The organism is Sandaracinobacteroides sp. A072 (assembly GCF_052616365.1).
Genome location: NZ_JBQXGU010000001.1, coordinates 1,153,509 through 1,168,981 on the forward strand (window position 1 = coordinate 1,153,509; position 15,473 = coordinate 1,168,981).

Below are 15,473 nucleotides of genomic sequence, written 5' to 3' on the forward strand. Positions count from 1 at the left end.
GTTGCGCTGGTTCACTGGCCACCTCCGGCCTGGGCGGGGGCATTGGCCTGCGCCCGGCGTTGAACTTCGGAAAGCGGCAGATAGGTCTGCACACCCGGCGCCTCGATGATCGTCTTGTCAACCTTGCCGAGCACGGCTTCCATGGTTTCCAGATACATGCGCTTTCGTGTCACTTCCGGCGCCAGTCGATATTGTTCGTAGACCTTGTCGAAGGCGGCGGTGGCGCCATCTGCTTGGGCGGACACCTGCTGGGCATAGGCCCGGGCCTGGTTCAGGAACTGTTCCGCATCCTGCTGGGCCGCGGAAACGTCCTTGAACGCTTCGTCCACGGCGGCAGGCGGGTCGGCCCTGTTGATGTCGATGCCCTGGATCAGAATGCCGGCGCCATAGCTGTCGAGGATTTCCTGCACCCGCTCGCGGACCTGCTCGGCAATGGCCGCCCGCTCGGGGCCGATGGCGTTGTTGAGCGTTGCGCGCGCGATCATCTCGCGCATGGCGGATTCGGTTGCATCGCGAACCGTCGCGTCGGGTTCGGCCACATGATAGAGGAAGTCTTCGGCGTTCTTCAGGCGCCAGCGCACCGCATAGGCGATGTTGATGACGTTGCCGTCACCGGTGATCATCAGATTCTCGCTGTCGCCTTCGGTCGCGCCGATGAGCGTGGTGCGGATGTCCTCGAACTTCACCTTCGTCACGTCATCGATCGGGCTTGGGAGCTTGAAATGGAAGCCAGGCCCGTAGGTGCCGCTGAACTGGCCGAAGCGGGAAATGACCGCCCGCTCGCCCGCATCGACACGATAGGCGGATGTGGATGCCAGGAAGAGCAGGATTGCGCCGGCGCCGATCAGGCCCCAGGGCAGATTGGGCATGGTGCCGGCGCCGCCGCCGGAACCGCCGCCCGGGCCGCTGCCGCCTGCGCCGCCGCCGCCAAGGCCGCGCAGCTTTTCCTGGCTGCGGCGGATGAAATCATCGAAATCCGGGGCGCCGCCACGCGGGCGGTCATCGCCGGGGCCGCGCGGCCGGGGCGGTTCGCCCCACGGGTTGCGCGGGCCATCCTGCCCGCCCCCCGATCCGTTTCCCGCCGCGTTGCCAGATGTCTTGCCGGGTCCGCCCCATGGGTTGCGGCGGCCGCCGCCATCGCCACCGCGGTTCTTGCCGTCGCCGTCCTCGTTGTTCTGCCAGGGCATGTAGGCTTTTCGTCCCTCTTGTTTCTCCGGCGGCGCATTGCGCCGGATTGCAGCCATGTCATGAAGCGATATAGGAGCCAGTTTGCAAGAAAGCGAGGGATTAGCATGACGGTCCGGGATGTCGCACTTGAACGGCTGGGAGCCATGGCCGACCCGAAGCGCCCCGGCACGTTGATCGCGTCAGGGCGAGTGTCTGGTGTTGTCGGGCGCGATGATGGCAGCGTCGGCCTTGTGCTGGCTGTCGATGATCTGACCCGCGCCGAAGCGCAGGCTCTCGAAATCGAGATCGGGCGGCAGCTGCGGGCGCTGCCTGGCATATCCTCGGTGCGGATCATCCAGACAGCCGAGCGTGGCGCCGCCCCGCGCGACGAGGCGGCAACCAGCGCGCTACCGGGCGTGCGCCACATCATCGGCGTGGGTGCGGGGAAGGGTGGTGTCGGCAAGTCCACCATTGCTGTCCATCTGGCGCTGGCGCTGGCGCGGCGCGGGCTCGCCGTCGGGATCCTCGATGCCGATATCCAGGGCCCTTCGGTCCATATCCTTCTTGGCATCCAAGAGCGGGCGAAGGTCACAGCCGAAAAGCGGCTGATACCCTTTCATGCCCATGGGCTGAAAATGCTGGGCATGGGCGTGATGGCGGACCCTGATCGCGCCGTTGCATGGCGCGGGCCGATGATCGCGGGCGCCCTTGTTCAGATGGCCGAACTGGGTGACTGGGCGCCGCTCGACGTGCTGGTGGTCGATCTTCCCCCCGGCACCGGAGACATCCACCTTTCGCTGGCCCAGAAACTGAAGCCTTCGGGCGCGATCGTGGTGACGACGCCGCAGAAACTGGCGCGCGCCGACGCCCGCCGCGCCACCGCCTTCTTCGAGCAGCTTCAGGTGCCGGTTCTGGGCACAATCCTCAACATGGCGGCCATGCCCGGCCCCGATGGCGCCATGCTCCACCCCTTCGGCCGGGCAGCCGATATGGACGGGCTTGGCGAATGCCTGGCCGAGCTTCCGCTCGACCCGGCGCTGGTCGCGGCATCGGATGCGGGCGCGCCTCCCGCTGCCGGCCCCGTTCCCCAGGCCATGGATGCAGTGGCGGCGCGCGTGGCGGAAAAGCTGCGGCTGTAAGGATACGGGCCTATTGGCCCGCCACCGTCATCCCCTCGATGCGGATCGTCGGCGCATTGGCGGCGTGGCGGAACTCGAGGTCGTTCGCGGGTGTAAGGCTTGCGAACATGTCGAGAAGATTGCCGGCGATGGTCACTTCGGAAACCGGCTCCGCCAGTTTTCCGTCGCGGATGAGGAAGCCGCCCGCGCCACGGCTGTAATCGCCGGTCAGCGTGTTTACTCCCATGCCGATCAGTTCGGTGACATAAAGGCCCAGCTTCACATCGGCCATCAGCGCTTCGGGGCTCAGGCTTCCGGCTGCCATCCAGAGGTTCGAGGGGGCGACGCCGGGAGGGCCGGCACTGCCCCGGCTTGCATGGCCTGTTGGCGGCAGGCCAAGCTGGCGGCCGCTCGCGCTGTCCACCAGCCAGCCGGTAAGCCGCCCGTCGGCGATGATGTCGCGTGCGGCGGTTGGCAGCCCTTCACCATCGAAGGGGCGCGAGCGCAGGCCCCGCAGACGGTGCGGATCATCGCGCACGGTGATTCCGGGTGCGAAGATCTGGTCGCCATTGCGTTCCAGAAGAAAGCTCATCTTGCGGGCGATTGCGCTTCCGCTGATGGCGGCCATCAGGTGGCCGACAAGGCTGGACGAGACGCGCGGATCGAGCAGGACAGGCATGATGCCCGTTGGCGCCTTCACCGGGTCGAGACGGGCCGCCGCCCGCTCTCCGGCGCGGCGGCCTATCAGGCCGGACGCTTCGAGATCGACGAGATGGCGGGTCGTGTGCCAGTCATAATCGCGCTGCATCCGCGCGCCTTCGCCAGCCACGACAACGGCCGAGACGGAAACCGAGCTTGAGCGCGCAGCCCCGCGGAAGCCGTGCGAGGTGGCAAGTGCGGAAACGGAAGCGCCGCAACTGGCCGAGCCGCCCTCGCTGTTGCTGACATGCGGCATGGATCGGGCGGCATCCTCGGCTTCGAGGGCCATGGCCTGAAGCCTTGCCGGTGCGAGATTTTCCGCTTCCGGGTCGTGAAGATCGAAATCGGCGAAGGGGCCCTGCGCCAGCATTTCCGCCGGGGCGAGGCCGGCATAGGGGTCTTCCGGCGCTTCGGCAGCCATGGCGCGCGCGCGTTCGGCCGCTTCGGCCAGAGCTGCCGGCGACAGATCGGATATGGACACCTGCGCCGAACGATTGCCGATGAAGAGTCTGAGGCCGATTTCCTCGCTTTCGGAGCGACCGATATCTTCGAGCTTGCCTAGCCTGACTCCGATTCCTGTGGAGGCTTCGCCGAAATAGACGGCATCGGCTGAATCGGCGCCGGCCTTGCGGGCGAGGGAGAGGAGATGGTCGAGGCGCTCGAGCGCTGTATCGGGGGAAAGCATTGCCGAGACTTAGGAAGCCGAAGCCAAGGCGGCAAGCAGGATGGCAAGAACCATGAGCGCGCCCGCAAGCTGGTTCGAGCGGAACAGCCGCAGCGCAATGCCGGTATTGTCCGGCTGGAAGCGCAAGGCCTGCCAGCCGAGATGGGCCGCGAAGGGGGCAAGCCCGGCGAGAGCGAGCGGGCTTTTTGTCCACAGCCAGATGGCGGCCGCGAGCAGCAGGATGGTGGCGGCATAAAAGAAGCCAACCCCCTGTTTCAGTCGTGGCCCCAGCCGCCGGGCCGAGGATTTGACCCCGGCGAGCGCATCATCCTCCATGTCCTGGGCGGCGTAGATGCTGTCATAGCCCAGCGTCCAGAAGAAGGTTGCGGCATAGGCAAGCAGCATGACGCCGACATCGGCCCTGAGCATCGGGTCCGCCGCTGCCCAGCCGACGGGAAGGCCCCAGTTGAAGGTAAGCCCGAGCCAGGCCTGTGGCCACCAGGTGATGCGCTTCATGAAGGGGTAGGCCGCCACCAGCAGGATGGAAGCGATGGCGACAATCTGCGCCAGCCGGGGGAGCGCCAGAAGCACGCCAAGGCCGACAAGGGAAAGGGCAAGCAGAAAGGCCCACGCCGGCCGCACGCCGATTGCGCCGCTGGCGACCGGGCGGCCCGCAGTGCGGGCCACCTTTGCATCGAGATCCCGGTCGACGATGTCATTATAGACGCAGCCTGCCGCCCGCATGGCGATCGCGCCCGGCAGGAACAGCAGCCAGAGCAGCCACCAGCCGGCCGGGGCCGCCAGGAAGGCGCCGGCAAGGCATGGCCAGAACAGCAGCCAGATTCCAGCCGGCCGGTCGAACCGGGCAAGCCGGGCATAAAGGGCGGCACGTGGCGGCAGCCGGTCCACCCAGCTGGGCACGGCATCGGGCGTCATGCCGGCGGAATCGGCACGGCTGTTGCGTGGGGGGTGGGCTTTTACCGTCATCGCCCGGGCATTGCCGGTTCGCGTGGCGGTTTCAAGCCCGGTATCAGGCCCGGTATCAGGCCCGGTATCAGGCCCGGCTTCAGGCCGCCACGTCGAAAGGCACGATTTCACCGGAAAGATAGAGCTGGCGCGCCTTCACGCGGCTCAGCTTGCCCGAGGATGTGCGCGGCAGGGTGCGCGGCGGCACCAGTTCCACCACGCAGTTCATGCCGGTGATGGCCCGCACCTTGGTGCGGATGGCGTCCTTCAGGCGTGCGCGTTCCTGCGGGTCGCTGGTGCGGCACTGTACCAGCACGGCCGGCGCTTCCTCTCCCTGCGGGGTGGTGATGGAAAAGGCCGCAATGTCGCCCTGCTTGAAGCCTTCGAGTTGCTCGATGGCCCATTCGATATCCTGCGGCCAGTGGTTCTTGCCGTTCAGGATGATCATGTCCTTGGCGCGGCCGACGATGAAGATATGGCCATCGACAAGATAGCCCATGTCCCCGGTGTCGAGCCAGCCGTCTTCCGACAGGCAGGCGGCGGTTGCCTCAGGATCGCGGAAATAGCCTTCCATGATCCCCACGCCCTTCACCAGCACCCGGCCGATCTGCCGGTCGGGCAGGGCCTGCCCGTTTTCGCCGAGGATGCGGATGGTAAGGCCCGGCAGCGCCACGCCGCAATCGACAATGGCGCGATAGCGAACCGGCCTTGCCGGATCGGCCGGCGTATCGGCCAGCCCCTGACCTGCCAGCGCCCTTTCATCGACAAGGTCGCAGACGATCCCCTGGCCCATGGGCGAGACGGAAACGGCAAGCGTTGCTTCGGCAAGGCCGTAGCTCGGCGTGAAGGCTTCCGCCCGGAATCCGGCCGGCGCGAAGGCGTCGACGAAGGCCTGGCAGATATCGGGGCGGATCATGTCGGCCCCATTGCCCGCCACCCGCCAGCGCGCGAGATCGAAGCGGCCCTCGACATCGGTCTGGGTGGAGACGCGCCGGGCGCAGATGTCATAGCCGAAGGTCGGCGAATAGGAGAGGCTGGCGCCGGGGTTGCGGCTGATGAGCGTGAGCCAGCTGAGCGGCCGCCGGGCGAAATCGTCGGTCGCGATGTAATCAACGGAAATCTGCGCCGCCATCGGAGACAGGAAGGTGCCGACGAGGCCCATGTCATGATACCAGGGCAGCCAGGAAACGCAGCGGTCGCCATGGCCCACTTCCATCGATACGGCATGGCCCGACAGATTGGCCATCACCGCCCGGTGGCTGACGGCAACGCCGTGCGGAAAGCGGGTGGAGCCGCTGGAATATTGCAGATAGGCGATGGCTTCAGGGTCGGCCTTGGGCAGATCGGCCGCAGGGGCTGGCAGGCTGGCGAATTCGGCCCAGCCCATAGCCTCGCACAGGCCTTCGGCTGCCTCGTCGAAGATGGATTTCAGGCTGTCCGGCCCGAGCATGAGCACCGGGTCGGAGCTTTGCAGCTGCACACGGATCTGCTCGACATAGGCCTGGCGCCCGCCGAAGGAGGTGGGCAGCGGCAGCGGCACCGGAAGCACACCGGCATAGAGGGCGGCGAAGAAGGCTGCCGCGAAATCCGGCCCCGTTTCGGCGATGAGCGCCAGCCGTTCGCCCGGCTTCACGCCATGGGCGATCAGCCGAAGGGCGCCCTGGCGGGCATCGCGCGCCACCTCGGCATAGGGGTAGCTGCGCAACAGCCGGGCGCGCGCGTCGAAGAAATTATAGCCGGTCGCGCCGGTCGCCGCATAGTCGAGGGCGTCGGTCAGGGTCAGGTGCTGGCCGGTGCTGAAGGGGATGCCCGACAGAAGCGGTGTGCCCAGTTCGGCCATGTCCGCAGTATGGGCGGAGGGCTTGGTCACGGCTTCTTTCGCGGCGTCAGTCGCTGCAGTCATTTCTGGCGCTACCCTTCTTGCGTTTCCGTCCATGAGCCCGCGAAAGGGGAAGCATAAACGGAAACCTGCCAATTTGCACGGACCGGTAAATGCCAGCGATGATGGTTCAAAAGAGGCCCGAACTGTGGCAGCAAGGTGGCAATGCCCCACGGCCCTGCATCACGCCAGCCCCGAAAGCCGCTGCCGCCCCTCGATCCGGAGACGCTGCAGGCCATCGCCGTGCGCTATGTGGAACGCTACCAGACAACCCGCCAGAGGCTTTTGCGCCTGTTGCGTCAGAAGCTGCGGCAGCGCGGATGGAAGCCGGACGGCCCCGCGCCGGATCTTGAAGCCATAGCCAGCCGCATGGTGTCTCTGGGCTATGTCAACGACGGCGCCTTTGCCGATGCGCGGGCGCGCGGCCTGCAGCGGCGCGGGCTTGGCCCGGCGCGGGTGCGCGCGGCGCTCTCGGCGGCCGGGATCGGAGACAGCATCGCCGAGGAAGCGCTGGGCCAGCTCGACCCGCTGCGCGCGGCGCTTGATTTCGCCCGGAGAAAACGGCTCGGCCCCTATGGGCCACCCGCCGATGATCAGAAGGCGAAGGCGCGGCAGATGGCGGCCATGGCGCGTGCCGGGCACGCGCCTGGCCTTGCCCGCCGCATCCTCGATGCTCAATCCCCGGAAGAGGCCGAGGCGCTGGCGGACGATGGGCTGGCGGACGAGGGCTGATCGTCGCTGTGGTGGCGGCCGAAATCCGGTTCGGCCGTATCCTGCCCGGCTTCGATGATGGCGCGGCGGATGGCGCGGGACTGGCTGAAGCGCTGGAAGAGCAGGTCGCCTTCTTCCCAGCGGATCGCGCGCTGCAGGGCGACAAGGTCTTCCGTCACGCGGCCAAGCACTTCGAGCACGGCTTCGCGGTTGGTGAGGAAGATGTCGCGCCACATCGTCGGGTCGGATGCAGCGATGCGGGTGAAATCGCGGAAGCCGCCGGCCGAATATTTGATTACCTCGCTCTGGGTCACGCCTTCGAGATCGGCGGCGGTGCCGACGATCGAATAGGCGATCAGGTGCGGGATGTGGCTGGTGACGGCCAGCACCAGATCATGGTGGTGGGCATCCATCGTCTCGACGCGCGAGCCGAGCCGTGCCCAGAAGTCCGTCAGCTGCGCGACGGCTGTTTCATCGGCGTCCGGCAGCGGGGTAAGGATGCACCAGCGGTCGACGAAGAGCGTGGCGAAGCCGGCATCGGGGCCGGAACGCTCGGTGCCGGCCACGGGGTGCGCCGGGATGAGATGAACGCCGGAGGGAAGCAGCGGCGACAGCGTGTTGAAAACGCACTGTTTGGCCGAGCCGACATCCGACACCACGGCGCCATGCGCGAGTTCGGGGGCGATTTCGGCGCCAATGCCGGCAAAGGCGCCAAGCGGTGCGGCGATGATGACGAGATCGGCATCGGTGACTGCCGCGCCGGCATTGTCGGCGACATCGTCCGCCAGCCCGAGTTCGATGACACGGGCGCGGACATCGGCGTCGGCGTCGGTGACAGTGAGCCGGGCTGACGGCATGCGGGCGCGCACGGCGCGCGCCAGCGAAGAGCCGATGAGGCCCATGCCGATGATGGCAACATGACGGAAGGGCAGCATCAGGCGGCGTCGACGAGGGCGTTCAGGGCCATGATGACGCCTGCCGTTTCCGATTCCGTGCCAACCGAAATCCGCAGCGCGTCCGGCAGCCCCTGGCCGGGAAGCCAGCGGGTGATGAAGCCGGCATCCGCCAGCCCCTTGTAGAGCGCTTCGGCGCGAAGGGGGCCTTCGGCCGGGCAGGTCATCAGAACGAAATTCGCTTCCGAGGGAATGGCCTGCAGCCCGCGACTGGCATGGCTGGCGATGGCATCGGAAAGCAGCGCGCGCTGCACCCGGTTGCGGGCGCGGCAATCCGCGACAAAGGCCTGATCGCCGAGCGCCGCTTCCGCTGCGGCCAGCGCCGGCACGGAAATGGGGAAGGGCGCACGCACGCGGTTCAGTTCCGTGACAATGGCTTCGGGGCCGGTCGCCCAGCCCACACGCAGGCCGCCAAGGCCATAGATCTTGGAGAAGGTGCGCGTAGCGACGACATTGGGCATGGTGCGCGAAAGCGCCAGGCCGCCGTCAGGGTCTGCCTCATCCAGATATTCGGCATAGGCCTGATCCATGACCAGAAGCACATCCGGCCGTAGCCCGGCATGCAGGCGGGCGACATCGGCAGCCGGAATCATCGTGCCCGTCGGGTTGTTCGGGTTGGCCAGGAAGACGATACGCGTATTGTCGGTGACGGTCGCCAGAATGGCATCGACATCGGCGGTATAGGCGCTGTCGGGCGCGGCGAGCGGTTCTGCGCCGGCCCGGCGGGCCGCGATGGGATAGACCATGAAGCCATGGCGCACATGGACCACCGTGTCGCCCGGCCTGCAGTAGATCATGGGCAGCAACTGGAGCAGTTCGTCGGAACCGGTGCCGCAGACGATGCGGTCAGGGTCCAGGCCATGGACTGCGCCGATGCTGGCGCGCAGGCTCTGGGCGGCGCCGTCTGGATAGCGGTGGACTCCATCGGCAACCGCCTTCAGCGCCGCAATCGCCGCCGGGCTTGCGCCCCAGGGGTTCTCGTTGGAGGAGAGTTTCACGGGCTTCAGCTTGCCCGTGCCACCGGCAGAGCCGGGCACATAGGCATGGATGGCGGAAATCCAGGGGTTGGGAACAGGGCCAGTCATGCCAAGCCCCCTAGGCCGCGAGGTCATGGCTGGGCAAGTCCTTCGGTCAGGCCGCGCTGCCGCATGCCGCCTTTCGCAACGCCATTCCCTTTGCGAGAGCGTGGCTTGCCTGCTAACGGCATGCGACCGTGAACGCAGCATCTCCCTACCGCCACATTCGCCTGCCGCAGGATCTGCCGCTCGATTCCGGCCAGATCCTGCCGCGGCCGGCGATCGCCTATGAAACGCTGGGAACCCTGAACGAGGACCGGTCGAACGCCATCCTCATCTGCCATGCGCTGACGGGGGATCAATATGTCGGAACGGATCACCCCCTGACAGGCAAGCCCGGCTGGTGGACCCGCATGGTCGGGCCGGGAAAGCCGATCGACCCGGAACGGCATTTCATCATCTGCTCCAACGTGATCGGCGGTTGCATGGGTAGCGAAGGCCCGGCAAGCCCGCACCCCGCAGACGGGCGGCCCTGGGGCCTGCGGCTTCCCGTGCTCACAATCGCCGACATGGTGCGGGCGCAGGCAGCCCTTGTCGACATGCTGGGCATCCATACGCTTCTCGCCGTTGTCGGCGGGTCGATGGGTGGGATGCAGGCGCTGCAATGGGCGGCGAGCTTTCCGCAGCGGATGCGCTCCGTTGTCGCCATTGCAACGGCAGCGCGGCACAGCGCGCAGAACATCGCATTTCACGAAGTCGGCCGGCAGGCGATCATGGCCGACCCGAAGTGGCGGGGTGGCGCCTATGTGCCCGGCGATGGCCCTGTGAAAGGGCTGGCCGTCGCCCGCATGGCGGCCCACATCACCTATCTGTCGGAAGAGGGGCTGACGGAGAAGTTCGGGCGGGAATTGCAAGGCCGCACCGACAAGAGCTTCGGCTTCGACGCGGATTTCCAGGTGGAAAGCTATCTGCGGCACCAAGGCATGAGCTTTGTCAGCCGCTTCGACGCCAACAGCTATCTCTATATCACCCGGGCGATGGATTATTTCGACCTGGCCGACCAGCACGGGGGGCAGCTGGCGCCGGTGTTCGCCGGAACGGAAGCGCGTTTCTGCGTCATTTCCTTCGATACCGACTGGTTATATCCGACATCGGAATCGCGGCGCATCGTGCAGGCCCTTGTTGCCGCCGGCCGTCACGCCAGCTTCGTCGAGCTGAAGAGCCCCTTCGGCCATGATGCCTTCCTGCTCGATACCCCCGGCCTCACCGAGGTGGTGGACGGGTTCCTGAAAGCCGGGGAGGGGCTGGCATGATCACGCTGGGTGTTCGCCTGCAGCAGGTTGCCGAGCAGATACCGGCAGGGTCAAGCGTTCTCGATGTCGGCTGTTCGGACGGGCGGCTGCTGGCATGGCTCAGGGACAATCGCGACGTTGACGGGCGCGGCATCGAGTTGAACCCGGCGCGCGTCGCAGCAGCCGTGGCGCGCGGGCTTTCGGTCGTGCAGGGCGATGCGACGCGCGATCTCGCCGCCTTTCCGGACAAGTCGGTCGATGTGGCCATATTGTCCGAAACGCTGCAGGCAATGCAGGCGCCGGCCCATGTGCTGGGAGAACTGCTGCGCATCGGCCGTCGCGCGGTCGTGGCCTTTCCGAATTTCGGCTACTGGCAGGTGCGCGGCCATCTGCTCTTCCGCGGCCGCATGCCGGTTACCCGCACGCTGCCCGTGAGCTGGTACGAAACCGAGAATATCCATTTCTGCACGGTTGACGATTTCAAGGCGCTCGCCCGCGAGATGGGCGCGCGCATCGAGCGCGAAGCCTATCTCAGCGGAGAGCGCCGGGTGAAGGCATGGCCGAACCTGCTGGCCGACCATGCCCTGTTCGTTCTGAGCCGCTGATTTCGCCGCTCATTTCGCCGCTGACTGTCCCGGAGCAGGCCCTCGGGCGTTGAAGCGGGTTCAGACTTGTGCCTTTGCCAGCCTTTCCATGACTTTCTTGTGCAGCCAGATGTTCATGCTGGCGCTGTCGCTCATGTCGCCGGTGTAGCCGAGATCCTGGGCGAGTTCCTTGCGGGAAGAAAGCGAGCTGTCCATCCCGACGAGCTTCATGAGATCGACGATCGATGTGCGCCAGTTGAGGGGCTGTCCTGCCTTTTCCGCCATGTGGGTGAGCACCTGCTCCAGGTCCACGGGCTTCGCGGCGGGAGCCGGGGCAGCCGCTTGCGCAGCGGCAGGGGCCTGGGCCGGCGCAGGCGCCGCGGCATCGGGGGCGGGGCGTGCCTTGGCTTCAAGTTCGGCGGCGCTGTCGCTGCCGAAAATCCTGTCCTTCAATGTCTGGAACAATCCCATGCCCGGTCTCCTCCTGTTGGCAGCAATGTTATACACGCTGATAACCGCCATGGAATGGAAGTGTTCCCCGCCACGAAACATTGTGCTGTAAATTTGCCCTGATCCGCGAAAGATCCGGCCCCCGTTGCCGTGAACCCCGGGAATGGATTATGCTGACTAACACATTAGCGCGGGGGCGTGGCGGTTGTCTGGGCGGGTTGTCAGGAAAGGGGGCAGGGTGTCGGAAGTCAGAAGCGCGGCGGATCTCGCGCAGGTCTTGCTGGAACATATCCGCGGCGGCGATCTGCCCTCGTCGTCCGTTCTCTGCCCGGACCGTCTGGCCAGCGTCATGCATGAAGAGCCTGAGCGCCTGGCCGAAGCGCTCTCCCTTCTCGAGGCGATGGAGGAAACGGAACGCGCCGGGACTCACTGGCTCGTCCGCTCGCACCGCATCGGCGCCAGCCGCGATATTCTGAAGCGGGTCCGGCCGCTTCTGATGGCTGTGGTCAGGCTTGCGGCCCGCCGCGCCACCCCGACAGAGGCTGAAGCCATTTCAGTTGAGCAGTCGCGTTTCTCGGGCAGGATCGGCACGGGCACCCATGCGGAGCGTGTCGATGCCTATCGCCGTTTCCTGATCCTGCTGGCGGAAGCCAGTGGCAGCCTCTTCTACAGCGCAAGCGTTGCCCAGTTGCTGAAGGAAGCCGATTTCATGATCGAGGAGGCCATCCGCATCGATCAGGAGCGGCTGACGATCCCCTATTACGATGGCGAACTCCTGCGCCTGACGGAAGCCATCAAGGCATCGGACGAGGCCGCGGCTGCCCAGGCCATGCAGGACCATCTGCTGTTGGTCGGGCGCTATCTCGACCTGATGGACGAGCGCTGATCCGCCGGCAGGGGCAAAAGCCGGAAAGCGCGCGCTGGCGCTTCCCGGTTCTTGTCTAGCGGCTCCGGGTCAGTTCCCGCATCGCCCTGTCCAGCCCTTCGAGCGTCAGGGGGTACATGCGGTTTTCCATGATCTGCTGGATCATGCGAATCGACTGGCTCGACTGCCAATGCTGTTCCGGCACCGGGTTCAGCCACACGGCTGAGTGATAGACATCGGTCAGGCGCCTGATCCAGACTTCGCCGGATTCCTCGTTCCAGTGCTCGACAGAGCCGCCAGGGTGATTGATCTCATAGGGGCTCATCGAGGCATCGCCCACGAAGATCAGCTTATAATCATGCGGGAATTTGTGCATCACCTCATAGGTGGGGGTGCGCTCGTTCCAGCGGCGGCGGTTATCCTTCCACAGGGCTTCATAAGGGCAGTTATGGAAGTAGAAATATTCCAGATTCTTGAATTCGGTGCGGGCCGCTGAAAACAGTTCTTCCAGCAGCTTCACATAGGGGTCCATCGATCCGCCAACATCGAAGAACAGCAGCAGCTTGACCGCATTGTGCCGTTCCGGCCGCATTACGATATCAAGATAGGCCTTGCGGGCGGTGCCCTTGATCGTCGCGTCGAGGTCCAGTTCGTCTGCTGCGCCCTCGCGCGCGAACTTCCGCAGGCGCCGCAGGGCCACCTTGATGTTGCGCGTGCCAAGCTCGACAGTGGAATCGAGGTTCTTGAATTCGCGCTTGTCCCAGACCTTGATGGCCTTGCCCTGCCGGCCCTTTTCCTGCCCGATGCGCACGCCCTCGGGGTTGAAGCCCTGCGCGCCGAAGGGGGACTTGCCGGCCGTGCCGATCCACTTGTTGCCGCCTTCGTGCCGCTTCTTCTGCTCCTCGAGCCGCTTCTTCAGCGTCTCCATGATTTCTTCCCAGGAGCCAAGCTTCTGGATCGCGGCCATTTCCTCTTCGGTCAGGTGCAGTTCCGCGACCTTCCGAAGCCATTCCTCGGGTATCTCGACGACACCGTCGTCGATCACCGTTTCAAGCCCCTTGAAGACCTTGCCGAAGACCTGGTCGAACCGGTCGAGAAGGCCTTCATCCTTCACATAGATGGCGCGCGAGAGATAATAGAACTCTTCGACCGTGCGGTTGATGACGCCTTTTTCCATCGCCTCCAGAAGCATCAGATGCTCCTTCAGGGAGGCGGGAATCTTGGCGCTGCGGAGCTCTTCGAGGAAGGTGAGGAACATGCATCCAACCTAGCGGCGGTGGGGCAATGCTGCCAGCCCCTCAAAAAGACACGTGTCTTCCCCGGCAGGACGAAGGCGGGGCAGGAGGCGTCAGCCCTCGGCGCCGGTGGTGATGCTGATGGTCCGGCTTTCGCCGCCATCCGAAATGGTGATGATGGTGCCGGTCTTGCCATCCTTCTCGCCGACGGCGCGCATGGCGCTTCCGGGCTGGTCCATCTTCATGGTCTGGGAAACACCCGAGGCCGCGATGCGCTCGTCGTAGAAGCCGATCACCTTGTCGAACGGGTCGGCGGTTTCGAGAACGATCACGCGCCCCTTGCCGCCCTTGCCGTCGTCGGCCTCCATCGTCGTCACGATCTTCGAGCCGGGATAGACGGGGGCATGGGCGGGCATCGTGCCCAGCACGCTTGCCGCGCTTTCCGGCAGGTTGGCGCTATCCGGCGTGGTGATGGTGGCAGTGGTGCCATCGGCGGTTTCGACCTTGTAGCTGCCGTCACCGGTGGTGGTGACTTCGGCATCTTCGGTCTTGGCGACAGTCTTTTCCTGTGATCCGCAGGCGGCAAGGCCGAAGGCGACCGAGAGCGCGAGCGCTGCCTTGAGGGTGCTGGCCACATAGGTCTGGGAGGCCGCGGATCCGGCAAGCCGGATATTGGCTGTATGCTCTGTCATGCCCCTGTTCTCCTGCCCGTGAAGACCTGTTGAAAGGAATGGCCCAGTTCCGGCCCGCCTTCAACCCCCGGCCCGTTTCAGCGGGCGGGGGCTCCTGTCACTGGTTCTGCGGCTGCGGCCTCGGCGGCGCGGACATCCGCGACAGTCCGCGCAACCCCTTTCTCGACAGCTTCCGGCGGCGGCTCGATTGCGGCCTCCTGTTCCTTGCATGCAGCAAGAAGGATCAGGCCGATGAAAAGAAGGGGTGTCCGCATGCTCATTCCTGTCCTCCCTCCATGGCTTCGGAGGCGTCATCTCCATCGGGCGCGGCGGCCGTTGCGGGGCCATCGGCCGGGGAAGCGGCTTCGCCCCCACTGCCCGCGTCGGAAGGGGGCAGGTCCTCCCAGTCCTCATACTCGTCGGGCTCGGGCGGGGGCATGCCATCGAAGAGCTGGTAGCGGCGCAGCTGCAGCCATGCCGAGCGGGTGGTCGCATAAGGGTCGGCCGCGCCCTGCAGAAGTTGTTCCCCCTGATCGCGCAGCCCTGCGCGAATGTCGATGACACGCATGCCGATCTTGGCGATGCGCTCGGTGGTCGAGAAAAGCCGGTTGTCTGCATAGTCGACGGGATCGAGGAAGAAATCGACGAAGAAGCCGGCGCCGTCGCGTGCGGTGGACGGGCCGAAGAAGGGCAGGACGAGATAGGGACCGGACGGCACGCCCCAGACCGCAAGCGTCTGGCCGAAATCATGCCGCTGCTCTTCAAGCCCGAGGCCGGTTGCGGGATCGGTGATTCCAAGGCCGAGGATTCCGTTCACCAGCAACCTGTCGAGGGCGCGGAAGCCGCGCTTGATCTTTCCCTGTGCCATGGCGTTGGCAAAGTTCGTCGGTTCGCCGGCATAGTTGAAAAAGCCCGCGACGCCCCGCCTGGCCGCTGCCGGCACGACAAATTGATACACATCCGTTGCGGGCAACACGATGGCGCGGTCCACGCGGCTGTTGAAGCGATCGATGCGACGGTTTGTCTTTTCCCAGGGGTCGCGTTCGGCCTCGCTGGTGATGGCAATCCTGTCCAGCTTCTCCCCGCCATGGGCGCAGGCGGACAGCAGGGCTGCAAGGGCTAGGAGCGGTATGGCGCGCATGTCTGTTTCGAGCTAGGGGCACTTCGCACGACAGGCAAGAGGCGTTGACCGCATTTAAAGAC

At 65.7% G+C, this 15,473-nt stretch carries 16 protein-coding genes; 5 read left to right on the forward strand and 11 right to left on the reverse strand.

All coding sequences use genetic code 11. The annotated features are described in order from the left end of the window. Positions 1-11: 11 nt before the first annotated feature. Entirely contained in the window at positions 12-1,187 is a 1,176-nt protein-coding gene (hflK, locus tag ACUJ46_RS05660; RefSeq protein ID WP_445389442.1) for an FtsH protease activity modulator HflK, read from the reverse strand. A gap of 105 nt (positions 1,188-1,292) precedes the next feature. Between hflK and ACUJ46_RS05665 the strand changes: the two genes are divergently transcribed. Then, the gene (locus ACUJ46_RS05665; RefSeq protein WP_445389443.1) at positions 1,293-2,306 is read left to right on the forward strand and encodes a P-loop NTPase; all 1,014 of its coding nucleotides are present in this window, start codon (positions 1,293-1,295) and stop codon (positions 2,304-2,306) included. Positions 2,307-2,316: 10 nt separating this feature from the next. On the opposite strand, the gene ACUJ46_RS05670 is transcribed toward ACUJ46_RS05665, so the two are convergent. The 3 genes from ACUJ46_RS05670 to ACUJ46_RS05680 all read right to left on the reverse strand — a co-directional run bounded on the left by ACUJ46_RS05670 (position 2,317) and on the right by ACUJ46_RS05680 (position 6,454). Next, complete coding sequence (locus ACUJ46_RS05670; protein ID WP_445389444.1) at positions 2,317-3,669, reverse strand: TldD/PmbA family protein; 1,353 nt, start codon at positions 3,667-3,669, stop codon at positions 2,317-2,319. Between the two features lie 9 nt (positions 3,670-3,678). Continuing rightward, positions 3,679-4,635, reverse strand: a complete 957-nt coding sequence (gene ubiA, locus ACUJ46_RS05675) for a 4-hydroxybenzoate octaprenyltransferase (RefSeq protein WP_445389445.1) — start codon at positions 4,633-4,635, stop codon at positions 3,679-3,681. Between the two features lie 79 nt (positions 4,636-4,714). Beyond that, positions 4,715-6,454, reverse strand: coding sequence for a fatty acyl-AMP ligase (locus ACUJ46_RS05680; protein WP_445389548.1), 1,740 nt, complete (start codon positions 6,452-6,454; stop codon positions 4,715-4,717). 204 nt (positions 6,455-6,658) lie between these two features. Here ACUJ46_RS05680 and ACUJ46_RS05685 point away from each other — a divergent pair, with 204 nt between their 5' ends. After that, positions 6,659-7,225, forward strand: a complete 567-nt coding sequence (locus ACUJ46_RS05685) for a regulatory protein RecX (protein WP_445389446.1) — start codon at positions 6,659-6,661, stop codon at positions 7,223-7,225. On the opposite strand, the gene ACUJ46_RS05690 is transcribed toward ACUJ46_RS05685, so the two are convergent. Next, the gene (locus tag ACUJ46_RS05690) at positions 7,168-8,139 is read right to left on the reverse strand and encodes a prephenate/arogenate dehydrogenase family protein (protein ID WP_445389447.1); all 972 of its coding nucleotides are present in this window, start codon (positions 8,137-8,139) and stop codon (positions 7,168-7,170) included. The two genes, ACUJ46_RS05685 and ACUJ46_RS05690, sit on opposite strands and share 58 nt — an antisense overlap. After that, positions 8,139-9,242, reverse strand: a complete 1,104-nt coding sequence (gene hisC, locus ACUJ46_RS05695) for a histidinol-phosphate transaminase (protein ID WP_445389448.1) — start codon at positions 9,240-9,242, stop codon at positions 8,139-8,141. The genes ACUJ46_RS05690 and hisC overlap by 1 nt, the downstream gene beginning before the upstream one ends. Before the next feature lie 128 nt (positions 9,243-9,370). On the opposite strand from hisC, the gene metX reads away from it, so the two are divergent. After that, positions 9,371-10,486 (forward strand): homoserine O-acetyltransferase MetX, encoded by a 1,116-nt coding sequence (metX, locus tag ACUJ46_RS05700; protein ID WP_445389449.1) that lies wholly within the window; start codon positions 9,371-9,373, stop codon positions 10,484-10,486. Further along, complete coding sequence (gene metW, locus ACUJ46_RS05705) at positions 10,483-11,070, forward strand: methionine biosynthesis protein MetW (RefSeq protein ID WP_445389450.1); 588 nt, start codon at positions 10,483-10,485, stop codon at positions 11,068-11,070. The genes metX and metW overlap by 4 nt, the downstream gene beginning before the upstream one ends. A gap of 60 nt (positions 11,071-11,130) precedes the next feature. On the opposite strand, the gene ACUJ46_RS05710 is transcribed toward metW, so the two are convergent. Next, on the reverse strand, positions 11,131-11,520 hold the full coding sequence (locus ACUJ46_RS05710; RefSeq protein WP_445389451.1) for a DUF3597 domain-containing protein: 390 nt from the start codon (positions 11,518-11,520) through the stop codon (positions 11,131-11,133). 217 nt (positions 11,521-11,737) lie between these two features. Between ACUJ46_RS05710 and ACUJ46_RS05715 the strand changes: the two genes are divergently transcribed. Then, complete coding sequence (locus ACUJ46_RS05715) at positions 11,738-12,385, forward strand: FCD domain-containing protein (RefSeq protein WP_445389452.1); 648 nt, start codon at positions 11,738-11,740, stop codon at positions 12,383-12,385. 55 nt (positions 12,386-12,440) lie between these two features. Here the strand turns inward: ACUJ46_RS05715 and ACUJ46_RS05720 are convergent, their stop codons facing one another. The 4 genes from ACUJ46_RS05720 to ACUJ46_RS05735 all read right to left on the reverse strand — a co-directional run bounded on the left by ACUJ46_RS05720 (position 12,441) and on the right by ACUJ46_RS05735 (position 15,411). Then, complete coding sequence (locus tag ACUJ46_RS05720) at positions 12,441-13,622, reverse strand: vWA domain-containing protein (protein WP_445389453.1); 1,182 nt, start codon at positions 13,620-13,622, stop codon at positions 12,441-12,443. Positions 13,623-13,712: 90 nt separating this feature from the next. Then, the gene (locus tag ACUJ46_RS05725; RefSeq protein ID WP_445389454.1) at positions 13,713-14,291 is read right to left on the reverse strand and encodes a hypothetical protein; all 579 of its coding nucleotides are present in this window, start codon (positions 14,289-14,291) and stop codon (positions 13,713-13,715) included. Positions 14,292-14,368: 77 nt separating this feature from the next. After that, entirely contained in the window at positions 14,369-14,545 is a 177-nt protein-coding gene (locus tag ACUJ46_RS05730; RefSeq protein WP_445389455.1) for a hypothetical protein, read from the reverse strand. 2 nt (positions 14,546-14,547) lie between these two features. Further along, a complete protein-coding gene (locus ACUJ46_RS05735; RefSeq protein WP_445389456.1) occupies positions 14,548-15,411 on the reverse strand; it encodes an MlaA family lipoprotein in 864 nt (287 codons plus the stop codon). Positions 15,412-15,473: the final 62 nt, after the last annotated feature.